The organism is Nocardioides sp. QY071 (genome assembly GCF_029961765.1).
Classification (GTDB): domain Bacteria; phylum Actinomycetota; class Actinomycetes; order Propionibacteriales; family Nocardioidaceae; genus Nocardioides.
The window spans coordinates 1635109-1656109 of record NZ_CP124681.1 but is presented as its reverse complement, the minus strand read 5'-3'; the positions used below and the strand labels follow the sequence as shown (position 1 = coordinate 1656109).

The 21001-nt window shown below is 69.2% G+C and carries 22 protein-coding genes and 2 tRNA genes; 9 read left to right on the top strand and 15 right to left on the bottom strand.

All coding sequences use genetic code 11. The features are described from left to right. Nucleotides 1-49: 49 nt before the first annotated feature. Entirely contained in the window at nucleotides 50-772 is a 723-nt protein-coding gene (locus QI633_RS07915; protein WP_139622247.1) for an IclR family transcriptional regulator, read from the top strand. Nucleotides 773-886: 114 nt separating this feature from the next. Here the strand turns inward: QI633_RS07915 and QI633_RS07910 are convergent, their stop codons facing one another. Both QI633_RS07910 and QI633_RS07905 read right to left on the bottom strand, forming a co-directional pair. Beyond that, complete coding sequence (locus QI633_RS07910) at nucleotides 887-1384, bottom strand: methylated-DNA--[protein]-cysteine S-methyltransferase (protein WP_349016717.1); 498 nt, start codon at nucleotides 1382-1384, stop codon at nucleotides 887-889. Beyond that, complete coding sequence (locus tag QI633_RS07905; protein ID WP_186348237.1) at nucleotides 1381-2871, bottom strand: AlkA N-terminal domain-containing protein; 1491 nt, start codon at nucleotides 2869-2871, stop codon at nucleotides 1381-1383. Before QI633_RS07905 ends, QI633_RS07910 begins: the two co-directional genes overlap by 4 nt. A 92-nt stretch (nucleotides 2872-2963) precedes the next feature. On the opposite strand from QI633_RS07905, the gene QI633_RS07900 reads away from it, so the two are divergent. Then, nucleotides 2964-3404: a hypothetical protein gene (locus QI633_RS07900; protein ID WP_141799644.1), complete on the top strand. Its 441-nt coding sequence runs from the start codon at nucleotides 2964-2966 to the stop codon at nucleotides 3402-3404. 1 nt (nucleotide 3405) lies between these two features. On the opposite strand, the gene QI633_RS07895 is transcribed toward QI633_RS07900, so the two are convergent. From QI633_RS07895 to QI633_RS07870, 6 genes are all read right to left on the bottom strand, one after another. Continuing rightward, on the bottom strand, nucleotides 3406-3981 hold the full coding sequence (locus tag QI633_RS07895; protein ID WP_141799645.1) for a hypothetical protein: 576 nt from the start codon (nucleotides 3979-3981) through the stop codon (nucleotides 3406-3408). Between the two features lie 59 nt (nucleotides 3982-4040). Then, nucleotides 4041-4113 (bottom strand) — tRNA-Glu (locus QI633_RS07890). 103 nt (nucleotides 4114-4216) lie between these two features. Continuing rightward, a tRNA-Gln gene (locus QI633_RS07885) sits at nucleotides 4217-4288 on the bottom strand. 43 nt (nucleotides 4289-4331) lie between these two features. Then, nucleotides 4332-5312 (bottom strand): CPBP family intramembrane glutamic endopeptidase, encoded by a 981-nt coding sequence (locus QI633_RS07880; RefSeq protein WP_282428607.1) that lies wholly within the window; start codon nucleotides 5310-5312, stop codon nucleotides 4332-4334. Further along, nucleotides 5299-6762, bottom strand: coding sequence for a glutamate--tRNA ligase (gene gltX / locus QI633_RS07875; RefSeq protein ID WP_282428606.1), 1464 nt, complete (start codon nucleotides 6760-6762; stop codon nucleotides 5299-5301). Before gltX ends, QI633_RS07880 begins: the two co-directional genes overlap by 14 nt. Then, on the bottom strand, nucleotides 6759-7571 hold the full coding sequence (locus QI633_RS07870) for a fumarylacetoacetate hydrolase family protein (RefSeq protein WP_141799648.1): 813 nt from the start codon (nucleotides 7569-7571) through the stop codon (nucleotides 6759-6761). Before QI633_RS07870 ends, gltX begins: the two co-directional genes overlap by 4 nt. A gap of 32 nt (nucleotides 7572-7603) precedes the next feature. Between QI633_RS07870 and QI633_RS07865 the strand changes: the two genes are divergently transcribed. Beyond that, complete coding sequence (locus QI633_RS07865) at nucleotides 7604-8476, top strand: 3-methyladenine DNA glycosylase (RefSeq protein WP_282428605.1); 873 nt, start codon at nucleotides 7604-7606, stop codon at nucleotides 8474-8476. A 143-nt stretch (nucleotides 8477-8619) separates the two neighbouring features. On the opposite strand, the gene QI633_RS07860 is transcribed toward QI633_RS07865, so the two are convergent. The 3 genes from QI633_RS07860 to QI633_RS07850 form a co-directional block, all read right to left on the bottom strand. Beyond that, entirely contained in the window at nucleotides 8620-10185 is a 1566-nt protein-coding gene (locus QI633_RS07860; protein ID WP_282428604.1) for a hypothetical protein, read from the bottom strand. A gap of 117 nt (nucleotides 10186-10302) precedes the next feature. Next, nucleotides 10303-10722, bottom strand: coding sequence for a hypothetical protein (locus QI633_RS07855; protein ID WP_282428603.1), 420 nt, complete (start codon nucleotides 10720-10722; stop codon nucleotides 10303-10305). An 8-nt stretch (nucleotides 10723-10730) separates the two neighbouring features. Further along, entirely contained in the window at nucleotides 10731-10988 is a 258-nt protein-coding gene (locus QI633_RS07850) for a hypothetical protein (RefSeq protein ID WP_282428602.1), read from the bottom strand. Between the two features lie 461 nt (nucleotides 10989-11449). Here QI633_RS07850 and QI633_RS07845 point away from each other — a divergent pair, with 461 nt between their 5' ends. Together QI633_RS07845 and QI633_RS07840 are read left to right on the top strand one after the other, a co-directional pair. After that, the gene (locus tag QI633_RS07845; RefSeq protein WP_282428601.1) at nucleotides 11450-11740 is read left to right on the top strand and encodes a hypothetical protein; all 291 of its coding nucleotides are present in this window, start codon (nucleotides 11450-11452) and stop codon (nucleotides 11738-11740) included. Between the two features lie 195 nt (nucleotides 11741-11935). Continuing rightward, the gene (locus tag QI633_RS07840) at nucleotides 11936-12280 is read left to right on the top strand and encodes a hypothetical protein (protein WP_282428600.1); all 345 of its coding nucleotides are present in this window, start codon (nucleotides 11936-11938) and stop codon (nucleotides 12278-12280) included. 463 nt (nucleotides 12281-12743) lie between these two features. On the opposite strand, the gene QI633_RS07835 is transcribed toward QI633_RS07840, so the two are convergent. Together QI633_RS07835 and QI633_RS07830 are read right to left on the bottom strand one after the other, a co-directional pair. After that, complete coding sequence (locus QI633_RS07835; RefSeq protein ID WP_282428599.1) at nucleotides 12744-13685, bottom strand: hypothetical protein; 942 nt, start codon at nucleotides 13683-13685, stop codon at nucleotides 12744-12746. Between the two features lie 147 nt (nucleotides 13686-13832). Next, nucleotides 13833-15293, bottom strand: coding sequence for a recombinase family protein (locus tag QI633_RS07830; RefSeq protein WP_282428598.1), 1461 nt, complete (start codon nucleotides 15291-15293; stop codon nucleotides 13833-13835). 39 nt (nucleotides 15294-15332) lie between these two features. On the opposite strand from QI633_RS07830, the gene QI633_RS07825 reads away from it, so the two are divergent. Further along, the gene (locus QI633_RS07825) at nucleotides 15333-15605 is read left to right on the top strand and encodes a hypothetical protein (protein WP_282428597.1); all 273 of its coding nucleotides are present in this window, start codon (nucleotides 15333-15335) and stop codon (nucleotides 15603-15605) included. A 104-nt stretch (nucleotides 15606-15709) separates the two neighbouring features. Here the strand turns inward: QI633_RS07825 and QI633_RS07820 are convergent, their stop codons facing one another. Beyond that, on the bottom strand, nucleotides 15710-16339 hold the full coding sequence (locus QI633_RS07820; protein WP_141799650.1) for a TetR/AcrR family transcriptional regulator: 630 nt from the start codon (nucleotides 16337-16339) through the stop codon (nucleotides 15710-15712). A gap of 86 nt (nucleotides 16340-16425) precedes the next feature. On the opposite strand from QI633_RS07820, the gene QI633_RS07815 reads away from it, so the two are divergent. The 3 genes from QI633_RS07815 to QI633_RS07805 are packed head-to-tail and all read left to right on the top strand — an operon-like array spanning nucleotide 16426 to nucleotide 19675. Beyond that, nucleotides 16426-17325 (top strand): patatin-like phospholipase family protein, encoded by a 900-nt coding sequence (locus QI633_RS07815; RefSeq protein WP_282428596.1) that lies wholly within the window; start codon nucleotides 16426-16428, stop codon nucleotides 17323-17325. Then, the gene (locus QI633_RS07810; protein WP_282428595.1) at nucleotides 17322-18170 is read left to right on the top strand and encodes an SDR family oxidoreductase; all 849 of its coding nucleotides are present in this window, start codon (nucleotides 17322-17324) and stop codon (nucleotides 18168-18170) included. Before QI633_RS07815 ends, QI633_RS07810 begins: the two co-directional genes overlap by 4 nt. Next, entirely contained in the window at nucleotides 18167-19675 is a 1509-nt protein-coding gene (locus QI633_RS07805; RefSeq protein WP_282428594.1) for an NAD(P)/FAD-dependent oxidoreductase, read from the top strand. The genes QI633_RS07810 and QI633_RS07805 overlap by 4 nt, the downstream gene beginning before the upstream one ends. Here the strand turns inward: QI633_RS07805 and QI633_RS07800 are convergent. Then, nucleotides 19633-20955: an MFS transporter gene (locus QI633_RS07800; RefSeq protein WP_282428593.1), complete on the bottom strand. Its 1323-nt coding sequence runs from the start codon at nucleotides 20953-20955 to the stop codon at nucleotides 19633-19635. The genes QI633_RS07805 and QI633_RS07800 overlap by 43 nt on opposite strands. Between the last annotated feature and the right edge of the window lie 46 nt (nucleotides 20956-21001).

Here is a 21001-nt window from a genome sequence, read left to right as displayed (position 1 = left end):
GATCCAGCCTACTCTTGCATCCCAGGATCCGAGACGGCAGTATTGCCATATGGACAACTCGAGCGGCGTCGGCGTTCTCGACAAGGCGGCCCTGGTGCTCACCGCACTGGAGTCCGGCCCGGCCACCCTGGCGGGTCTGGTGGCAGGCACGGGCCTGGCCCGGCCGACGGCTCACCGACTGGCGGTCGCCCTCGAGCACCACCGCCTCGTGGCTCGCGACATGCAGGGCCGCTTCGTGCTCGGCCCGCGCCTCGCGGAGCTCTCCGCGGCAGCCGGTGAGGACCGGCTGCTCGCCACCGCCGGCCCCGTCCTCGCGCGACTGCGCGACATCACCGGCGAGTCCGCCCAGCTGTGGCGGCGCCAGGGCGACCACCGTGTGTGCGTCGCCGCCGCCGAGCGCCCCTCCGGCCTGCGCGACACCATTCCGATCGGCTCCCAGCTGACCATGCGCGCCGGCTCCGCCGCGCAGGTACTGCTCGCTTGGGACGACCCGGAGCGCATCCACCGCGGCCTGCAGAACTCCGCGTTCTCGGCGGCCGAGCTGTCCGCGATCCGCCGCCGTGGCTGGGCGCAGTCGGTCGGCGAGCGCGAGCAGGGCGTGGCCTCGGTGTCCGCCCCCGTCCGCTCCCCCGGTGGCAAGGTGATCGCGGCCGTGTCGGTCTCCGGACCGCTCGAGCGCCTGTCCCGCCAGCCCGGCCGGATGCACGCACCTGCGGTGCTCGCCGCCGCCGAGCGGCTGTCCGAGTCGCTGCGGCGCGCTGCGGCGGAGTAACTCCAGCCCCAGGAGCATCGGCCAGGACGACGAAACTCGCGCCTGGACGAGGAAGCTTCCTCGTCCAAGCACCAGTTTCACCGGCCGGCCGGTGAAACTGGCGCGCCGCTCCCGCTAGAACAGGGCGGCATCCTCGTCGCGCTCGAGGTCGAGCAGGAGCTGCTTGCGCTCCAGTCCCCCGGCGTAACCCGTGAGGGTCCCGTTGGCGCCGATCACCCGGTGGCACGGGATCACGATCGGGATCGGGTTCGCTCCGTTGGCGGTGCCGACGGCACGGGAGGCGGCATTGGTCTTGCCGAGACGTGCCGCGATCTCACCGTACGACGCGGTCTCGCCGTACCCGATGCCGAGCAGCTGTGCCCACACGGAGCGCTGCCACGCGCTGCCCGCGGGCGCGAGTGGCAGGTCGAACTCGGTGCGGTCGCCGGCGAAGTACTCGTCGAGCTGCCGCGCGGCGGCCACCAGCACCGGGTGGTCGGCACCCTCGGCGCCGAGGGGGCGGACGCCGTCGCGGAACGGCGAGAACTCGATCGCGGTGATCGCGCCACCCTGTTCGACGAGGCGCAGGGGGCCGATGGGCGATTCGATGACGGTCCACATGGCAGTGCTCATCCTTCCAGCGAGGTCCACAGGTGCAGGAGGGCGTAGGAGCGCCAGGGCGCCCATCCCTCGGGGGTGATGTCGGTGTCGGCGGCGGGCTGGCGGGCGAGCGCGTTGCGCACGCCCACGTCGGTCGGCAGCCACACGTCGGGGTGGCCGAGTGCGCGCAGGGCGATGTAGTCAGCCGTCCAGGGGCCGATGCCGGGAAGCGCGAGGAGCGTGCGGCGTACGTCGCCGCGGTCCGGGCCGCGGTCGAGCACGACCTCGCCCGACGCGATCGCCCCGCACAGCCCGACGAGCGCACGCCCGCGGGCACGGGGCATCCGGAACTCCTCGGGTGGGAGCGCCGCCACCGTGGCCGCGTCGGGGAACAGGTGCGTCAGTCCGGGGATCCCGGCCTCGACCGGGCGTCCGTGGGCGGCGACGAGGCGGGCGGCGGCGGTGCGGGCGGCGACGACGGTGACCTGCTGGCCCAGGACCGCGCGCACCGCGACCTCGGCTCCGTCGACATGGCCCGGCACACGCAGACCGGGACGGGCGGCGACCAGCGGCGCCAGCACGGGATCGTCGGCCAGATGGGCATCGACGGCCACCGGGTCGGCATCGGCGTCCAGCAGCGCCCGCATCCTCGCCAGCGCGGCCGTCGTGTCGCGCAGATCGTCGAGGACCAGCCGCAGCGGCAGGTACGACGACCCGGCACCGTCGAGGTCGGCGAGCTCGACCCGCGCCACGCCGGGCCCGTGGGGCAGGTCGAGCGTGCGGGCGTAGCTGCCGCTGCCGTCCTCGCGCACCTCGGCGACCTCGACGCCGGGCACTGACCGGTCGGCGAGGAACCGGAGCAGTGCGGAGCCGCGGAACGGTGTACGCACGGCGATCCGCAGGTCGATGGCGCCCGGGACCTGGCCGCCGGCGGGCGATCGCCGGCCGCGCAAGTGGCTCGGCGTGGCGTCGTACACCTCGAGCATCGTCTCGTTGAACTGACGCACGCTCGAGAAGCCCGCGGCGAAGGCGACGTCGGCGAGGCTCAGCGTCGTGCTCTCGACCAGCGCGCGGGCGGTCTGGGCGCGCTGGGTGCGCGCGAGCGCGAGGGGTCCGGCGCCGAGCTCGCTGGTCAGCAGTCGGGAGAGGTGACGCGAGGTGTACCCGAGGCGCGCCGCCAGCCCCTCGACGCCGTCGCGGTCGACGACGCCGTCGGCGATCAGCCGCATCGCCCGGCCGGCGACGGTGGCCGCGACGTCCCAGTCCGGGCTCCCGGGTGTCGCGTCGGGCAGGCAGCGCTTGCAGGCGCGGTAGCCCGCAGCCTGCGCGGCCGCGGCGGTGCGGTGGAACGAGACGTTGCGGGACGCGGGCGTGCGGGCCGGGCAGGACGGCCGGCAGTAGATGCCGGTCGAGCGGACCGCGGTGTAGAAGACACCGTCGAACCGGCGGTCGCGCGACTGCACGGCCGTGTAGCAGCGCTCGAAGTCGAGCTGCTCCGGCGTGGTCACTGTGCTCTCCATGTCGTCCATCCTGCCGCCCGCCACCGACAGTCTCTCGCGGAAATCGGACATGACGGTGCCCCTGGGCGGGCCGGTTCTGCCACGCTGCTCCCATGGCGGACGCTCCGATCAATCCCCTCGACCTGCTGATCAAGTCCCAGCAGATCGCCCTCAGGCTCACCTCCGACGTCCTCAAGGGCGTGCGTGACACCGCGGTCACAGGTGTCACGCAGCCCGACGAGCTCGCCCGTCAGGTCGGCGACCTCGCGGGCGCCGTGGCCGGGATGGCCGGCGCCGTCACCAGCTTGGCGAGCTCGACCGCGCAGCCGCTGCAGGACTTCATCGTCCGCCAGCGCGAGCTCGCCGACACGGTCCACACGCTCGCCGAGGCACAGGCCGAGCTCGCCGGCGTCGTGGCCAAGCTCGCCGAGCGGCATGCGGAGGCGGTCGCGGCGCTGGAGAAGGTGACCGCGCCGGTCTTCGCGATCGTCGGCACCGAGCCGACGCCGCCGAAGACGCGGGCGGCCAAGAAGGCCGCGGCCAAGGGCGACTGAGTCAGCTCACGAGCAGGACCAGCACGAGGATCACCACGGCCACGACGAAGCCGATCGCGATCGCCCGACCGGTCCTGGGCGGCAGGTCCTCGCTCGCCGGCGACGCCGCCACCAGGTCCTCGCCGGCGTTGATCCGCCGGACGACGTCGAGCCCGGAGCCGTCGTCGAAGGTGCCGTCGAAGCTGTCGCCCCGCTGGGGGTCGTAGGCGTCGTACCCGGTCTGGTCGGCGACGACCCGCACGACCTCGGCGACCGCGGCGTGGAAGGCCGCGGGGTCCTGCTGCTCCCAGTAGGGGTAGGTCACGAACGCGCTGTCGTCGTGCAGGCTGACCTGGACCCCACCCTCGGCGGAGCTGAGCTCGCCGGCCAGGGTGCCGTCATCGGTCGGCGTGAACCGGCTCCAACCGCCGAGCAGGCCGTCGAGGCGCCCCTCGATCCGGTCCAGTACGGCGACCAGCTCGGCCCGGCGCTCGGCCGGGAGCACGTCGTCGTCGAGCGCGGACTGCTCGAGCGCGTCGAGGACGTCGTCCCAGTCCTGGCCGGGCGCCCGGGCGGCCAGCGTGATGTCGTAGCTCACCGCGGCATCCTCGCAGAAATGCAGTCGGGCCCGGTCCTGGTGGACCGGGCCCGAAGCTGTACCCCCGACCGGATTCGAACCGGCGCTACCTACGTGAGAGGCAGGCGTGCTAGGCCGCTACACAACGGGGGCATTTGCTGTCCGGATCGCTCCGTGACAACGGCGTGAACTCTAGCGATTCTTGGCCTGACCAGCCAAATCGTGACTGCGTGACCTGTCTCTCGCGAGAGCCTCGCTGGGATACTAGGACTCGAACCTAGAACGACTGAACCAGAATCAGCTGTGTTGCCAATTACACCATATCCCATGGTTTCGATCCCCGGCCGAGGCCGGCGAACCGGAGACCTACCTTACCCGTCGGCCGGCTCGGCCTCCAAAATGGCCCCGCCTCCCGACGTCCCGGTGCGGGCCTGGACCCCGAGCCGGCGGGCCGCCCAGACGGCCAGCAGCAGGTAGCCGACGGACTGGACGAGGGTCACCGGGATCGACCACCAGCTGCCACCGGTGGGGTTGAGCGCCTCGGTCATGTCGCTGAACGCGAGCGCCAGCCCGAAGGCCAGGAAGTTGTTGAGCACGTGCATCGCGATGCCCGCCTCGAGACCGCCGGTGAGGATGACGAGCAGCCCCGCGACCAGGCCGAACGCGAACCGGTCGAAGAAGATCGGCACGTCCTGGCCGAGGCCGTGGGCGAGCGCGAACAAGAGCGCGGGTACGACGACCGCGACCGCCGCGCCGCCGCGTGACCCCGCGCGGGCGGCGAGCCCGCCGAAGGCCTGCGCGAGGTAGCCGCGGAACACGTACTCCTCCCCCGCGGCCTGCAAGGGCGTCAGCAGCACGATCACCAGCAGGAAGTCGCGCACGGTCGAGGTCCACGGGTTCGCACCGCCGCTGGTGTCGAGCGAGCCGGCACCCTGGTCGGGCAGTACGCCGGACGCGACCAGGGTGAGGCCGAGAGCGAGCACGGCGAGGCCGAGGCAGACCGCGAACCAGCGCCAGCGCAGGGCGCCCGCCACCGAGGTGACCCAGCCCGGGGTCTGCCCGTGCAGCAGCCGGGCGACCAGCCAGACCGCGGGGATCGCGGCGGCCCAGCCCAGGTTGACCAGCGCCAGGAAGGACGGCGTCACCACGTCGCCCGAGAGCTTGTCGACGGCCTCGCTGGAGCTGTCCCCACCGGCGACGAGCACCAGCGTGACCACGATGCTCAGTACGAGCTGGCCGGCGAAGAAGATCACCAGCAGCAGCGGGATCCCCGCCAGCGGGCGCCAGGCGCCCGCCGGACCGCGCCGCTGGAGCTCGTCGTACCTCAGTCCGGCTGGGTCAGCCGAGGGCACGCTGCAACCGCCCGAGGCTGCGGTCGCGGCCGAGGAGCTCCATCGACTCGAAGAGCGGCGGCGAGATCCGGCGGCCGGTGACGGCGACGCGGACCGGGCCGAACGCGTTGCGCGGCTTGAGGCCGAGCCCGTCGACCAGGGCGCCCTGCAGGGCGGTCTGGATCGCGTCGGTCGACCAGGTCGGGAGCGCCGTGAGGGCGTCGTACGACGCCTGCAGGACCGGGATGCCGGCCTCCCCGATCTGCTTGGCCGCGTCGTCGGGGTCGACCTCGAAGGCGTCCTCGGAGACGAAGAGGAAGCCCAGCATCGAGCTGGCCTCGGCGAGCTTGTTGATCCGCTCGGCGACCAACGGCATCGCGAGCTCGAGCAGCTGGGCGTCGGCGTCGGTGACCGGGTCGCTGACGACACCGTCGCGCTTGAGGAACGGCAGCACCCGGTGGGTGATCTCGTCGGTCGACAGCAGCCGCATGTGGGCGGTGTTGATGGCGTCGCACTTCTTCAGGTCGAAGCGCGCCGGGTTGGCGACGACGTCAGTGATGTCGAACGCCTCGACCATCTCCTCGAGGCTGAAGATGTCGCGGTCGGCCGCGATCGCCCAGCCCAGCAGGGCGAGGTAGTTGAGCAGCCCCTCGGGCAGGTAGCCCTGGTCGCGATAGGCCAGCGCGTGCGCCTCGGGGTCGCGCTTGGAGAGCTTCTTGTTGCCCTCGCCCATGACATAGGGCAGGTGGCCGAACTCCGGCGTCGCCTTGGCGATGCCGACCTCCTTGAGCGCCTCGTAGAGGGCGATCTGGCGCGGGGTGCTCGACAGGAGGTCCTCGCCGCGGAGCACGTGGGTGATCTCCATCAGCGCGTCGTCGACCGGGTTGACCAGCGTGTAGAGCGGGTCGCCGTTGGCGCGACACAGCGCGAAGTCCGGCACGAACTCCGTCTCGAAGGTGACCTCGCCGCGGACCAGGTCCTTCCACGTGATCGAGCCGTCGGGCATCCGGAAGCGCACGACCGGATTGCGGCCCTCGGCCTCGAACGCCGCCACCTGCTCGGCGCTCAGCTCGCGGCAGAAGCCGTCGTACCCCTGCACCTTGGAGCCGGCGGCCTTGCGGCGCGCGGCGGCCTCCTCGTTGGTGCAGTAGCAGTCGTAGGTGAAGCTGCTGTCCTTGAGCCGGGCCAGCGCGTCGGCGTACAGGTCGCCGCGCTCGCTCTGCTTGTACGGCGCGAACGGGCCGCCCACGCCCGGGCCCTCGTCCCAGTCGAGGCCCAGCCAGCGCATCAGGTCGAGGATCGAGTCGAGCGACTCGTCGGTGCTGCGCTCCTTGTCGGTGTCCTCGATGCGGAACACGAAGGTGCCGCCGTGGTGGCGCGCGAACGCCCAGTTGAACAGGGCGGTGCGGATCATGCCGACGTGGGGGCTGCCCGTCGGGGACGGCGCCATCCGGACTCGTACGTTGCTCATGATCGTGCTTCCACCTTGTTCGTGAGGGTTCCGAGGCCGTCGATCGAGATCTCCACCTCGTCGCCGACCTGCATGGGCCCGACACCCTCGGGGGTGCCGGTGAGGATGACGTCGCCGGGCAGCAGGGTCATCACGCTGGAGACGTGGGCGATCAGCGCAGGCACGTCGAAGACCATGTCGGCCGTCGTACCGTCCTGGACGACGTCGCCGTTGAGGAAGGTCTGGACCCGCCGCCCCTCGCTGAAGTCGTGGGGGTCGAGGTCGGTCTCGATCCACGGCCCCAGCGGGCAGAACGTGTCGAAGCCCTTGGCGCGGGTGAACTGCCCGTCGGAGCGCTGCAGGTCGCGGGCGGTCACGTCGTTGGCGAGCGTGTAGCCGTGGATGACGTCCGTGGCCTGGTCGGCCGGCACGTCGCGGCAGATGCGGCCGATGACCACGGCGAGCTCGCCCTCGTAGTGCAGGTCCTGGGTCTGGCGCGGGTAGAGGATCGCGTCGCCCGGGCCGATCACACTGGTGTTCGGCTTGAGGAACATCAAGGGCTCCGAAGGCACGTCGTTGCCGAGCTCGGCCGCGTGGGCCGCGTAGTTGCGGCCGATCCCGACGACCTTGCTGCGCGGCAGGACCGGCGCCAGGAGGCGCACGTCCTCGAGCCGGTACTCCTTCTCGAGCAGCTTGATCCCCTGGTACAGCGGGTCGCCGACGAGACCGACGATCACCGCGTCGTCCCCGGGCTGGCCGTACTCGTCGAGGTCGCCGGTCAGGACGCCGTACGACGGCTCCTCGCCTGTCGTGAATCTGACGATGCGCACCCGGTGAGCCTATCGACCTACGCTTGGTCGTCGTGAATGCGGAGGAATGGCGTCGGCGGGCTGCGGACCACGCCGCCCGCATCGATCGCTACGTCGCCCCGCACCTCGCCCGCCGCGGGGCGGCGGTGAAGCACCCGGTCTTCGACTTCCTCTTCACCTACTACTCCTACCGGCCCGCCCAGCTGCGCCGCTGGCACCCGGGCTTCGGGGTGGTCGCGCCGCCGGGGTCCGGGCTGGAGGGACTCAAGGGGTACGACGCGGTCGCGGGCGGCGTGAGCGTCGCTTCGTCGTACGTCATCGCGCAGCGGCCCCTCGTCGCCTCGATTCACGCGCTGCTCACCGCCACCGCCGGCCGCGCCCCGCACTTCGGCTGCTTCGGCCTGCACGAGTGGGCCATGGTCTACCGCCTCACCGAGGACGAGACCCGGCACGCCGACTGGCCGCTCCGCCTCGGTCCCGCCGGCACCGACGAGGTCGTCGAGGGCCACCGGATCGCGTGCTCGCACTTCGACGCCTACCGCTTCTTCACTCCCCCGGCCCGCCCGCTGAACACGCTCGTCCCGGGCCGCGACGACCGCCCCGACTTCGAGCAGCCCGGCTGTCTGCACGCCGGCATGGACCTCTACGGCAAGGTTGCAGTCAGGTTGTCTCCGATGATCTCGTCCGACCTCGTTGCCGACGCCTTCGAACTCGCTTGGGACATCAGGGTCATGGACATGCAGGCAGCACCGTATGACCTGTCCGGCCTGGACCTCGGCGGCGAGGAATGGTCACCCATCCGGATTGAAACTCCGGAGGGTAAGCGGGAGTACGCCGAGGCTCAACGCATGTTCGCAGAGCGAGGCGCGCCCATCCGTCAGCGGCTCATCGAAGAGTGCGAGCGCCTGCTCAGCGTCAGGAACTGAGCCGGATCGCAACCGCGAAGCACGAACCCCTCCCGGCATACGTTCCAGGAGGGGTTCGCGTGTCCCCGGCCACCACAGCACGGGGACTTGTGACGGTTCATGGCTCGTCGCCCACCACAGGCGATTCACGGTGAATCGGTCCGTCAGGAGTCTTCGGAGACAGGCATCGAGTAGATCCTGACTGGAGCGAAGGGCGTCGGCTCGTCCTCCCGATCGACTGCAACGCTCGATTCGGTGGTGTCGGCAACTTCGGGGGGCGGAGCCGGGTCGACAGCATCGTCGGAGAACGAGTCGGCCTCATCGTCCGGACGCTCGGACGCGTCGCCATCTCCGACCTTCCGTTCCTCAACAACGGTCGGGGCGGGTCGCTCGACAGGCTCAGCGCCGTCCTGTGAGGAGAGCGCCGTCGAAGACAAGGCCGAGCGCTCCTCCCTGGGAGGCTCGACCTCTTCGCGGAACTTGGGAGGAGCGGCAGACCATGCCTTGATGTTCTGAACGACTGTCTCGTAGAAGTTGTCCACAGCGTCGATGACGGAGTCGATGAATGCCCCGCGGCCGCGGCCGCGCTTGGTGCCCATCGAAACGCTCTGCGCGACCGTGAAGGAACGCAACTCCCTAGTGGGGTCGGACACGAGCAGGGCCGGGTCCTCTCTGACGACGCTGAGCAGTTCAGCGGCGCCTGGCCCGCGCTGGTTGAGCGCCGAGGCTTCGATCCTGAGCGAGCCGGGGGCATCCTTCAACTGCCGTGCGAGCCAGTTGACCCGGGTCGTCGGGCGGCCAGTCTTCGGAGCATCCACGACGAGCTCGCAGGTGACCTTGCTCGACCGCAGGTCGGCGGTGATCTTGATGTCGGCAACAGTGTCGGGGATGCGGATGCTTCCGCTCAGCGTGCCGGTGTCCACGAGCAGTGCTCGTAGTGCCTGCGCTCGGAGCGCTGGCTCCGCTCGCTCCTTGCGGTTCAACTGCAAGGTCACGTCCGTTCCGAGTCGCCGGCCTAGGTGCAGTGACGCGTAACGAAGAAGGGCGTCGAAGCGGGCGACCACATCGGCGATCGTCTTGTCGGTGGCGCGCAGAGTGCCTGCGCTGACGGCCTCGCGTACGCCGACCCAATCGGATCCCATGTCGTCGAACTCCAGCGCTCCCGACTTCGGGTGCTCCAGGTAGCGGATCAGCTCGCCGAGAATCCAAGCCTGGTCGGGGTCGGACACTCCACGGTGCTCCTTCTGGAGCACGGCTGTGCTGAGTACGTCGGCCCACGACAGGTGGCACAGGGCGATTTTGCGGAGCTTCCGCTTGTCGACGTGGGTCGGGTGTTGGTCAGCGCTCGGTGGGATCTCGTTGGAGATCGTGACGACCGCGTCGAAGCCCTGCTCCCGAGCAATGTCGAGATAGGCCTCCAACTGCTCAGTCGCCAGCGAGTTCTTGCCGGTCTTGACCTCTACGAGCGCGACCCAACTCTTCGATCCGCGTGATACCCGGATGAGCCCATCAGGTCGCCAGTCCTTCTCGCCCAGTTTGAAAGGGACCTCGATGTAGGTCTCCACGTTGCCTGCCGGTGCTCCGAGCGGCCCGAGGACGGCGCGGCCGAACTCCTTCACTGCTGTGAGCACAGCAAGGAACGCGGAAGTCGCTCGTCGCTCCTGCTCTTCTGCTCCCGAGATCCCTGAGGTGGGGATCAGGCGTGCTGCGTGCCAGGTCTCCTCAGCCATGTTCCGGAGGCTACGACCAACTGCCGACGCAAACCGGGGAATGCCTGCAAAAGCAGAAAAGAGCCCCTCACCGACTTCCAAGGTGCTGGAAGCGGGGAGGGGCTGGCTTCCGCCTGCTCAGTTGTCGAGCAGTTCGTTCAGGTCGTTGAGGAAGTCCGGGTTGTCGTCGGGGGCCTTCTCGAGCTCAATGTGGAGTTTGCGTCGGTCTCCTTCGGAGACGAGCAGGTTGCCGAGGCCGGTGAGAACGGCCTTGAACATCTCTGGTGAGCGTGGCTTGGCCTCGCCGTCCTTGTTGGTCCGATAGAGGTAGTCGATCTGGTCGCAGAGAAGCCAGAGGGTCGCGTAGTCGCTGGACTCGTAGAAGGCGGCTCCTCCGCTCTCGCAGGCAGAGTCCCACATGAGCCTTGCCGCGTGGCACCAGTCGGGGTCCGGGTCGGGGATCGTGGCCGGGTTCGACTTACCGCGAACGGCGGTGGTGCCTCGCGACTTGCGCTGACGCTCGGCGGCTGGGGTGAGTTCTCCGGAGCGGTTGGGCATGGGGCCACTCATGGTGTGCGCTCCATCTCTTTGAGGGTCTTCGCGCCAATGGCGCGGTAGCGCTGTTGTGCTGTGTCGTGGGCGCTGGGATGACAGAGAAGCGCGGCAAATACGTCGTACCGGGGCACCCCGCTCTTAACAAGTGCATCGACCGTTGACAGCAGATGGTCGGTAACGAGCCGGGAGTCGGTGCTCGATTCCATTTCTGCAATGAGATTCACTAGGCGTATGGCCTTGGCCGGCTCTATGCCGTGGTGGACGAGCATGCCAACGAGAGTCGCGCCGGTCATGCGGCCTCCAGAATGCCCCTAGACGGGCCGCTGAGGTAGGTGTGACCGTTGGCGGGAGTCTCGGTCCGGCTCACTGTCAGGCCTGCCTTCACGCGCTCTACGGCGGCTCGGCTGCCGACCGACATTGAGCGCCAGCAACCATGCTCTTCCTTCGGCAGGCGGGCGAGGATCGAAGCGCAGTCGAAGCAAGGCCGGCGGACGACCGCGAAGCCGTGTTGGTGGCCGTAGGCCGCCTGGGCAGCGCAAACGGAGCACAGGCCGATCTGCTCGTAGCGGGAGCTTCACGCCGACCGCAACCGCCGACTTCGTGATGGTGACGACGAAGACGAGCACGCTCGGACTCTTCAAGATTGAGCGGTTTGGACCTGATCCGCTCTCGCCCTCGGGCCGACTCCGTGCCGCTGCCGTGCATCACTTTGAGCGAGAGGTCGCCTGACATGTATGCGCACGTCAGTACCTACAGGCTCGGCACGAGCGAAGAAACGTGCGACGACGTATGGAGCTCGGCAGAGACGGGAGACCCGATCTCTGACCAGAGCGCTCGCACCATTGCGAGTTGGTGGCACTGGTACGACGGTTCGTGCTCGAACATCACGGCGCTCAGCCGCGGCCGACCGTTCGACACAGACGAGCTCGCCGACGAGATCCGCAGGGAGATCAAGCACCCTGACGACCGTGGCGCGCTGCTCGTCTGGCTCGACTCGCTCTGTGAGCTCCTGACTGCCTAAACAGGCGCCGTAGGCGCCGTATGACGCTCTGTGGTGGGTGTGACAGGCCGGGGACCATTGAGACCTGGGATCGGTCACACCCACCACAGCGGCCAATCTGAGAAGCCTGACAAGCAGGCGCCACGGTGCGAGCCCGTGGCAGGTACAAGAACGGCAAGAGACGCTGTTCTCATTGCGAATGAGAGGGACGAAGACATGACTCAGCCGGTGCGGATCGAGAGCGGAGCACACGTGGCGGTGCTCGACGCGCTTCGCGGTGCAGGAGTGTTGGTCACCCCTGACCCGTCCACCGACATCACGCTCGGTGGTGGTGATGGTCTGCACGCTGCCGACTGGGACAGCATCACTCGGCGACTAATCGCCGACGGATGGACGTTCTACGCCGACGAATGGGATCTTCCTGTCGAGATCGGCTACCTGCCTAACGGAAGTGTGGCGCACGGTCTCTATCCGGCGCACGAGGACAACGAGCCGATCAGCCATGAGGACGAGTTCAGGTACAAGCTCGCCTTGCTCGACCTCATGAAAGGGCTGGCGTGACGCGCTCGGCACTCGCCACGCGAGAAGATGCACCTATGGCAGCACCGAGGAACACCGACCGAGGCTCCACGAAGGTCAAAGGCATCCGCGTCTCAGACGCGCTCTGGGATCGCGTTGCCGAGGTAGCTGAAGCCAACGGGGAGACCCGAAGCGACGTGGTGCGTCGTCTCCTGGCCGAGTACGTCGGATGGGATGCCGATGAGGCCGGCCTGGCTGGCTCTGAGCAGGACCGCATGAGCGGGAGTCTTTCGCGCCTGCAGGCTCGTCAACGAGCGGCTGAGCGTCGGGACGGCTAGACCGTCCAAAGGCACGTCTGTAGGCAACTGGACGTTGCCATTCGCCCCGACGGTGGACGATCAGAGCCCATTCGCAACCAAACTGAATCACCTACGTAGCCAGAATCTCTCCACGCCCATTGGTCTTGGCGGTTACGTCGGCATCTGCTGGCGGTCAGCCGCCGGATCTAGGATTCCTCGTCAAGAGCTCCGTCTGCTGCCCTGCAGATACGGTTCAGCGCCAACTCAGAGGATGATGCCAACTCCTGTGCCGTAAGTGGCGCCATGCCGGCGTTCAGCAGGTCGTCTGGACGCACCTGCTTGAACTTCATTGGGCCGATCTCTCCGCTGTCAGTGAGCGTGACGCGAGTGAGACACAGCGCATACTCCGCGTTGAGCAGCTCGGGTCGCCACGGGTCGAAGAACGCCAGCGACTCGGTCAGTTCAGGAAAGAGCATCGCGCGCGTACGGCGAAACACTTCCTCCATCCCCGCAAGCGTCCCTCCCATCAGATCAGCGACGCTCAGATCGGCCTCACGATCGATCACCCACTGCCCAGCACGCCCGGTCAGCCTCGCTTTGAGGTATGAGCGATCGACATAGCAGTCGACAGAATCCACGACGCCGTCCGCTTCGCGCTTGGATTGACTATTCACCCGGACAGCCCCGATCGCGTCGTGAACGAAGAGTTGCCTCAGTTTGTATGCGACCAAGTAGCAGACGTTCTCGTGATACACGTTGGCGAAGACGGCGTTTACCTCGTTCCACAGTCGTTCTCCGCCCGCTCGGATGGCCGTAGCCTTAGCATGTTCCTGGAACGCGTAGGCGGCATTCACGGTTGCGAATGCGGCAATCCTCGCTTCCTGATCAAGCTCGACCGACCGCTTGGCAGCGACCGCGGATTTCCGGTCATCTGCGAACCGATCAAGGGCTGCCGCGAGGGTCGCTGATGCGACCTCCACGATCTCCAGCATCGGGCGCCGCGACGCTTCTTTGATCGTCTTGAGGTGCTGTTCGAACTCTTGGTGCTGCTCCAAGGTGAAGTCGTGAACCCAGATCAGCGAGACGTCCACTCCCGGCTGCATGTCTGACCGCAGGTAGCCCAAACCCAGCCGCAGCGTCGTCGTCACGACCGCCAGTCCGTCCGCGGTCGGATTCCGCCATACCCACCAGAACTGATGTCGAACAGATCAACCCTCACACCGTCATCCTTGCCGAGCACCTCGCACAACGTCCGGTGAAGCGTGCGAACGTGGTGACACTCGCATCTACCGACCCTAGGTCGGTTCGTGGAACTCGATCACCAGATGCTGGCCGTACAGCAAGTCTTTTCGGCCCTTTCCGGGCCCGGTGAGAACGATCGACCTGCAGACGCGCTTGATGATCGGCGTCAATCTCTCCACGTCGTACCCCTCCCCCGCCTCGTCGCCCGTCCACTGCCACAGGGTGTCCGGGTCCCAGAACAGTGGCCCATCGTCACCCGTGCCGTGCTCGGCCAGTTGGTCCGTGATCTTGGCGATCTCCTCGTTTGCACGAGCGGTACCAAGTCGGAGTTGTTCGCGGTCGATCAACCCAAGAGCGCGGTCCTCTGCGAGTTCCTGCTTGCTCGCGTCGAGTGCCTTCAACTGAGTGTGCAGGCTGGCTACATCGATCGGTGCCTGGTCCGGCTTGGGGAGTTCGTCCTGCCATTGCTCCACGCGTTCGATCACTTCGCGGGTGACGACTGAGTCGGCCCATTCCGCTCGCAGCGTTACCTTCTTGCATCCGCCGCACTGGTAGACCTTGTACGCCCGCTCCCCCGCAGCATTTCGCCGCCACGCTGCACGCACGGTGTGGCCGCAGAGCGAGCAGGACGCAAGTCCGGTCAGCAGGTTGGTCCGGTGCCCGAAGCCACCCGAGGCCTCGCCATTGAGCCTCCTGGCCGGATTGGTCACGATCCGTACGACGGCCCGGAACACCTCCTCCGTGACGATCGGCTCCCAAGCCGCTTCACCAATCTCCTCGCCGTTGTAGACGTAGATGCCGGCATTGCGAGCGTTGAGGAGTACCGGGCGAAGACTGGAAGCCCGCCAGGGCCTCCCGACCGGCTCTCGACCTTCCTCCGCTGCTGCCTTGGCGTCGAGGTCAAGACTTCGCTGAGTGACGATGCCGAGTTCGTCCAAGTAGCGAACCGATCCTGCGAGCGTGCCCCCTCGGAGGATGTGGTCGTAGACCTCTCGAAGAGCCGGTGCTTCCTCGTCGTGATGGGTGCCATCGAGGTTGAAGCCGAGCGGCCTGGTCGGCCACCACGGCCTGCCGGTCGCGGTCATTCCGCCAGCGTCGACACGCTGCCGGTGAGCGGCCTTCTGTCGAGCCGCCTTCTGCTCACCCTCGTAGGTGCTCCAAGCGGTGACCGTTCTGGCGACGGCACGGCCAGCCGGTGTGCTGAGGTCGAACCAGCCAGCCTCCTTCGAGAAGACGTTGACGTTCAGCGCGATGACACGTTCCAGATCGCTCGAGACACGAAGCAGGCGGTCGAGGTGCCAGCACAGGATCGACTCCGGCTGGCTCGCCAGCAACCTCTCGAACTCCGGCCGCTCGACGCCAGTGGTCGCCGAGAGGTCGTTGTCGATGAAGACCTCGCCCACCGACCATCCACGAGTCTCGGCGTACTCTCGGCACTCATTGATCTGGCGCTCGACACCGAGCTCGTTGCCATGCGCGTCCTCCGAGAGTCGGACATAGAGCGAGACCTTCACCGCGGCACCTTCCACTAGATGCCTGCAATCCTAGTGTTGATGGACCTCTACAAGCACGCCTTCCGGCTCTCCCCGTTGGTGTGCTCCGACCTGGTGGCCGACTGCTTCGAGCTCGCCTGGGACATCCGGGTGCTGGACATGCGCGCGGCGCCGTACGACCTCGCGGACCTGGGCTTCGAGCCGGTGCGGATCGAGACGGCCGAGGGAAAGGCGGCGTACGTCGAGGCGCAGCGCGGGTTCAGCGAGCGGGGTGCGCCGTTGCGGGCGCGGCTGGTCGAGGAGTGCGAGCGACTGCTCGCCGTCGCTCAGTAGCGCGCTCTCATGCCGGGCTTCGCCGCCGGCCCTGCCCCGCACCCCCTACGAATTGGTCGCAGATCTGCCGAGATGACGACCAATTCGTAGGGGGTGCGCTCAACTCAGCGCGCCGCGATCCCGTCGTACATCACGGCGCGGATCGCGGCGCTGAGTCGTTCCTGCTGCGCGGGCGCGGGGTCGCGCATGCCGACCAGCACCGAGCCGAGGATCATGCCGTTGATCGACTGCGCGGTCGGCTCGACGTCGAGGTCCGCGCGCAGGTAGCCGAGCCGGACGCCGTGCTCGAGGTAGGCCGCGGTGAGCGGCGTGGTCATCGCGAACAGGTCGAGCATCCGCTCCCGCATGGCGTCGTCGATGCCGGCCGCCGACAGCAGCAGCTGGGCCACCCGCGGGTCCTCGCTGAAGATCTGCGCGAGCGCGGTGCCGATCCGCGCGGTCTGGGCGCGGTAGTCCTCCAGCGTGCTCACCGCGTCCGGCGCGTTCTCGGCGCCGAGCGCCTCCACGATCCGGCCGATCAGGTCGTCGATGACGTGCTCGACGATGTCCCGCTTGTTCTCGAAGTAGCGGTAGAAGGTGCCGTGCCCGATGCCCAGTCGCGCGGCGATGTCGGCGATCCCGGTGGCGTGGTAGCCCTGCTCGGCGAAGCAGGTGAAGGCGGCTTCGATGATCTCGCGCCGGGTCTCGGCCTTGCGCCGCTCCAGCCGCGAGAGCCCCTCCGTGGTCGCCGTCATGGTGCTGAGCCTATTGCAATCGCCCAGATCTGACGATACGTTCCGAAACTGACATTCCATTCCGTTTGTGGTTCTGAGGTGGTCGCATGGGGCGCGCACTGGTCATCGGATGCGGCGGCACGCTGGGCTATGCCTGGACCGCCGCCGTGCTCGCCGAGCTGGAACGACAGGGCTGGGACCCGAGGGCCGCCGACGTCCTCGTCGGTACGTCGGCCGGTGCCGAGCTCGTCGCCCGCCTCGGCGCCGGGATGTCCGCCGCCGCCCTGCAGGACGACGGCGGCGACCCGCCGCCCGCGCTGCCGCTGCTCCCCCGGCCGGGACTGCCGGGACTCGGCCTGACCCGGGCCGCGCTGAGCGGACGTGCGGACCTGCTGGCCGGCCTGGCCGGGCTGCTGCCCCGCGGCGGCGGCGACCCGCAGTGGCTCCTCGACCTGGGCGAGCGGCTGGCCGCGCCCGGCACCCGGTGGGTCGAGCACCCGCGCACCTGGCTGGTCGCGGCCGACGTACGCACCGGCGAGCGGGTCGCCTTCGGACACCCGGATGCGCCGAAGGCCGCACTGGGACAGGCGATCGCGGCCTCGTGGGCGATCCCGGGCTGGTTCCCGCCGGTCCGGGTCGGCGACCGCTCCTTCCTCGACGGCGGCGCCGTCTCCCCCACCTCCGCCGACCTGCTGCTCCCCCACGTGCAGGACGGCAGCATCGACGAGGTGGTCGTCGTGGCCCCGATGTCCAGCCGTGGCGGAGCTCCCGCCCGCGGCCTGACCCGCGCCGAGCGGCTGCTGCGCCGGCCGATGACCGGCCGCGTCGACCGCGAGGTCGCACTGCTGCGCGCCGCCGGCGCCCGGGTCCTCCGCATCGAGCCCACCGCCGCCGACCTCGAGGCGATGGGCCCCAACTTCATGGCCGGCTCCCGCCTCCCCCGGGTCCGCGAGACCGCCGCCCGCACCGCCCGCACCCTCGTCTCCCAGCAGGAGGTCCGCCGATGACCCGCCCCACCCCGATCGACCTGGCCGGCGCGCACGTCGTCGTCACCGGCGGCGCCCGCGGCATCGGCCGCGCCACCGTCGAGGCCTTCCTCGCCCGCGGGTCCGAGGTCTCCCTCGGCGACCTCGACCTCGACCTCGCGAAGGCGACCGCCGACGAGGTCGGCGCGAGCGCCCACCACCTCGACGTGGCCGACCGGTCGTCGTACGACGCCTTCGTGACGGCTGCCGAGGCCGAGCACGGCCCGGTCGACGTGCTGGTCAACAACGCCGGCGTGATGCCGAACGGCGCGTTCCTGGACATGGATCCCGCGCTGGACCGGCTGATGATGGAGGTCAACGTCCACGGCGTGCTGCACGGCATGCGCCGGGTGCTGCCCGGCATGGTCGAGCGCCGCCGCGGCCACGTCGTCAACGTGGCCTCGCTCGCGGGCAAGTTCCCGATCCCGGGGCTCGCGGTCTACAACGCCAGCAAGTTCGCGGTCGTCGGGCTGACCGCCGCGACCCGGCTGGAGATGGCGCCCCACGGCGTCACCCTCACCGCCGTCCTGCCGTCCGCGGTCGACACCGACCTCGCCTCCGGCCTCGACATGAGGCCGATCCCCAAGGTCACCCCGCAGCGGATCGCCGATGCCGTGGTCGGCTCGGTCCGCGGCCGCGAGGCCGAGATCGCCGTGCCCCGGTACGTCGGCGCGCTGGCCGCCACGACCACCCTGATCCCCACCGGCGTGCTCGATCGCGTCCGCAGGGTCGTCCGCGACGACCGGGCGCTGCACACCGACACCACCGAGCGAGCCGGCTACACCGCGCGTCTCAACGACGCCGCCACCGAGAGGACCACCCGATGAGCACCCTCCACGACGCGGTCATCGTCGGCGCGGGCTTCGGCGGCATGGGCGCCGCCATCGAGCTGAAGCGCCAGGGGTACGACGACCTGGTGATCCTCGAGCGCGAGGACGACCTCGGCGGCACCTGGCACGTCAACCGCTACCCCGGCCTCGCGGTCGACATCCCGAGCTCGACGTACTCCTACTCCTTCGAGCCGAACCCGCACTGGTCGCGGCTGTTCGCGCCCGGGCCGGAGCTCAAGAGGTACGCGCTGCACGTCGCCGACAAGTACGACCTGCGCCACCACATGCGCTTCGGCACCGTCGTCGAGGACGCCCGCTGGGACGAGGAGTCCTCCGCGTGGGAGGTGACGATCGCCGGCGGCGAGGTGGTCCGCGGCCGCTTCCTGCTGACCGCGACCGGCTTCCTCTCCCAGCCCAGGCTGCCGGACATCCCCGGCGTGGCGGACTTCGCGGGCACCGTCATGCACACGACGCGGTGGGACGACGACGTCGAGCTCACCGGCAAGCGGGTCGGCATCATCGGGACCGGCGCGACCGCCGTCCAGCTGATCCCCGAGCTCGCGAAGGTCGCCGACCACCTCACCGTCTACCAGCGCACGCCGATCTACGTCAGCCCGAAGATGGACGGCCCGGTGCCGGGCATCGTGCGCGGCGCGTTCGCGAAGGTGCCGCTCACGCAGAGGGTCACGCGCCTGGTCGGTACGTCGATCCTCGAGGTGATGATGGTCGCCGGCGTGCTGCACTTCCGCGACCTGCCCTGGGCCAACGCCGCCGGCAAGCGGGTCTGCGAGGCCCATCTCAGGCGGCAGGTGAAGGACCCGGAGCTGCGGGCCAAGCTCACTCCCGACTACGACTTCGGCTGCAAGCGGCCGACGTTCTCCAACACCTACTACCCGACGTTCACCAAGCCGCACGTCGACCTCGAGACGACGAGCATCGACCACGTCGACGCGGGCGGCATCGTCACCGCCGACGGCAACCGGGTCGACCTCGACGTCCTCGTGCTCGCCACGGGATTCAACCTGTGGGACGTGAACTTCCCGGCGATCCGGATCGTCGGGCGCGAGGGCCGCGACCTCGGCGCCTGGTGGCGGGCCAACCGGTTCTGCGCCTACGAGGGCATCACGATCCCGAGGTTCCCGAACTTCTTCTCGCTCAACAGCCCCTACTCCTACTCCGGGCTGTCGTACTTCACGACGATCGAGACGCAGATGGCCCACCTGGGGCGGGTGCTGCGGGCGATGCGGAAGCGCAGCGCCGACGTCGTGGAGGTCACCGAGGAGGCCAACGACCGGTTCCTGGACCGGATGACCGGCCTCCTCGACAACTCCGTGTTCAACGCCGGCAGCTGCGCCACCGCCCGCAGCTACTACTTCAACCAGCATGGCGAGGCGGTGCTGCTGCGCCCGACGTCGACGTTGAGCGCAGCACGCGAGGCCACCCGCTTCCCGCTGGACGACTACACGTTCACCGGCGCGAGGATCTCGGCCTCGGCGTCCTGACGGGTCATCGCCCGGTGCCGGGTCTCCGGCATGAGCAGCACGCACACCACGCTGCCGAGGGCGAAGACCGCGAGCATCCAGCCGATCGCCGAGGTGTTGCCCGCCTCCGCGAAGTCGGAGGCGAGGTACGGCGCCGTGCCGCCGCCGATCACGCCGGCGAGGTTGTAGGCCATGCCGGCGCCCGTGTAGCGGTACTCGGTGCGGAACATCTCGGGCAGCATCGCGCCGGCCGGGCCGTAGGAGATCGCGAAGATGGCGAGCGTGCCGAACAGGCCGATCGCGAAGGCCGCGGTGGTGCCGTGGTCGAGGATCGGGAACAGCGCGAAGCCCCACGGGATCGCGACGAGGCAGGAGCCGAGGACCACCTTCTTGCGGCCGATCCGGTCGCTGAAGACGGCCGAGAGCAGCGTGATCGAGCCGAACACGAAGGCGGCGGCGACACCGATGGTGAGCACGGTCGGCCGGGACAGGCCGAGCGTCGTAGCGCCGTACGAGGTCAGGAAGGCCGTGCCGACGTAGAAGAACGCGAACAGCATGGCGAGCGAGCCGCCACCGAGGAGGATCTCCTTCCACTGGTGGCGCAGCGCCGAGGCGAGCGGGCCCTGGGTCGAGGCGCGGGTGCGGGCGTTCTCCTGGAACATCGGGGTCTCCTCGACCTTCAGCCGCACGTAGAGGCCGACGGCCACGAGCAGCGAGCTCGCGATGAACGGCAGCCGCCAGCCCCAGTCGAGGAAGGCCGGGCTGGCGTCGCCGACCACGCGGTTGACGAGGAGGAAGGTGCCGCTGGACAGCGCGAACGCGAGGGCGGGGCCCATCTGCGGGAAGGCGCCGTACAGGCCGCGCTTGTGCGCCGGCGCGTACTCCGCCGCCAGCAGCGTCGCGCCCGCCCACTCGCCGCCGACGGCCAGGCCCTGCAGGAACCGCAGGGCGACCAGCAGGATCGGCGCGGCGACGCCGATGCTCGCGGCGCCCGGCAGCAGGCCGATCGCCACGGTGGCCGCGCCCATGAGCAGCAGCGTGCTGATCAGCGTCCTCTTGCGGCCGAGCCGGTCACCGAAGTGCCCGAAGCCGATCGCGCCCAGCGGCCGGGCGATGAACGCGACGGCGAAGGTGGCGAAGGAGGCCACGCTCGCGGCGGAGTCCCCCAGCGCCGGGAAGAACACCGTCGGGAACACCAGCGCGGCGGCGGTGCCGTAGATGAAGAAGTCGTAGAACTCGATGGTCGTGCCCGCGCAGCTCGCGAAGGCCACCCGTCGCATCGGGGTCGGTCGTTCGGACATGGATTCCACTCCTCGGGTTCGGTCGATCGCCGGGAGTGTGAGCCGG

Bases quoted from the DNA above. Each gene is read 5' to 3' on its own strand.
- QI633_RS07800 (WP_282428593.1), bottom strand. From the start codon at position 20,955: ATGTCCGAACGACCGACCCCGATGCGACGGGTGGCCTTCGCGAGCTGC.
- QI633_RS07915 (WP_139622247.1), top strand. From the start codon at position 50: ATGGACAACTCGAGCGGCGTCGGCGTTCTCGACAAGGCGGCCCTGGTG.
- QI633_RS07860 (WP_282428604.1), bottom strand. From the start codon at position 10,185: ATGGCTGAGGAGACCTGGCACGCAGCACGCCTGATCCCCACCTCAGGG.
- QI633_RS07840 (WP_282428600.1), top strand. From the start codon at position 11,936: ATGACTCAGCCGGTGCGGATCGAGAGCGGAGCACACGTGGCGGTGCTC.
- QI633_RS07805 (WP_282428594.1), top strand. From the start codon at position 18,167: ATGAGCACCCTCCACGACGCGGTCATCGTCGGCGCGGGCTTCGGCGGC.
- QI633_RS07845 (WP_282428601.1), top strand. From the start codon at position 11,450: ATGTATGCGCACGTCAGTACCTACAGGCTCGGCACGAGCGAAGAAACG.
- QI633_RS07810 (WP_282428595.1), top strand. From the start codon at position 17,322: ATGACCCGCCCCACCCCGATCGACCTGGCCGGCGCGCACGTCGTCGTC.
- QI633_RS07815 (WP_282428596.1), top strand. From the start codon at position 16,426: ATGGGGCGCGCACTGGTCATCGGATGCGGCGGCACGCTGGGCTATGCC.
- QI633_RS07820 (WP_141799650.1), bottom strand. From the start codon at position 16,339: ATGACGGCGACCACGGAGGGGCTCTCGCGGCTGGAGCGGCGCAAGGCC.
- QI633_RS07910 (WP_349016717.1), bottom strand. From the start codon at position 1,384: ATGAGCACTGCCATGTGGACCGTCATCGAATCGCCCATCGGCCCCCTG.
- gltX (WP_282428606.1), bottom strand. From the start codon at position 6,762: ATGAGCAACGTACGAGTCCGGATGGCGCCGTCCCCGACGGGCAGCCCC.
- QI633_RS07850 (WP_282428602.1), bottom strand. From the start codon at position 10,988: ATGCTCGTCCACCACGGCATAGAGCCGGCCAAGGCCATACGCCTAGTG.
- QI633_RS07855 (WP_282428603.1), bottom strand. From the start codon at position 10,722: ATGCCCAACCGCTCCGGAGAACTCACCCCAGCCGCCGAGCGTCAGCGC.
- QI633_RS07825 (WP_282428597.1), top strand. From the start codon at position 15,333: ATGGACCTCTACAAGCACGCCTTCCGGCTCTCCCCGTTGGTGTGCTCC.
- QI633_RS07900 (WP_141799644.1), top strand. From the start codon at position 2,964: ATGGCGGACGCTCCGATCAATCCCCTCGACCTGCTGATCAAGTCCCAG.
- QI633_RS07905 (WP_186348237.1), bottom strand. From the start codon at position 2,871: ATGGAGAGCACAGTGACCACGCCGGAGCAGCTCGACTTCGAGCGCTGC.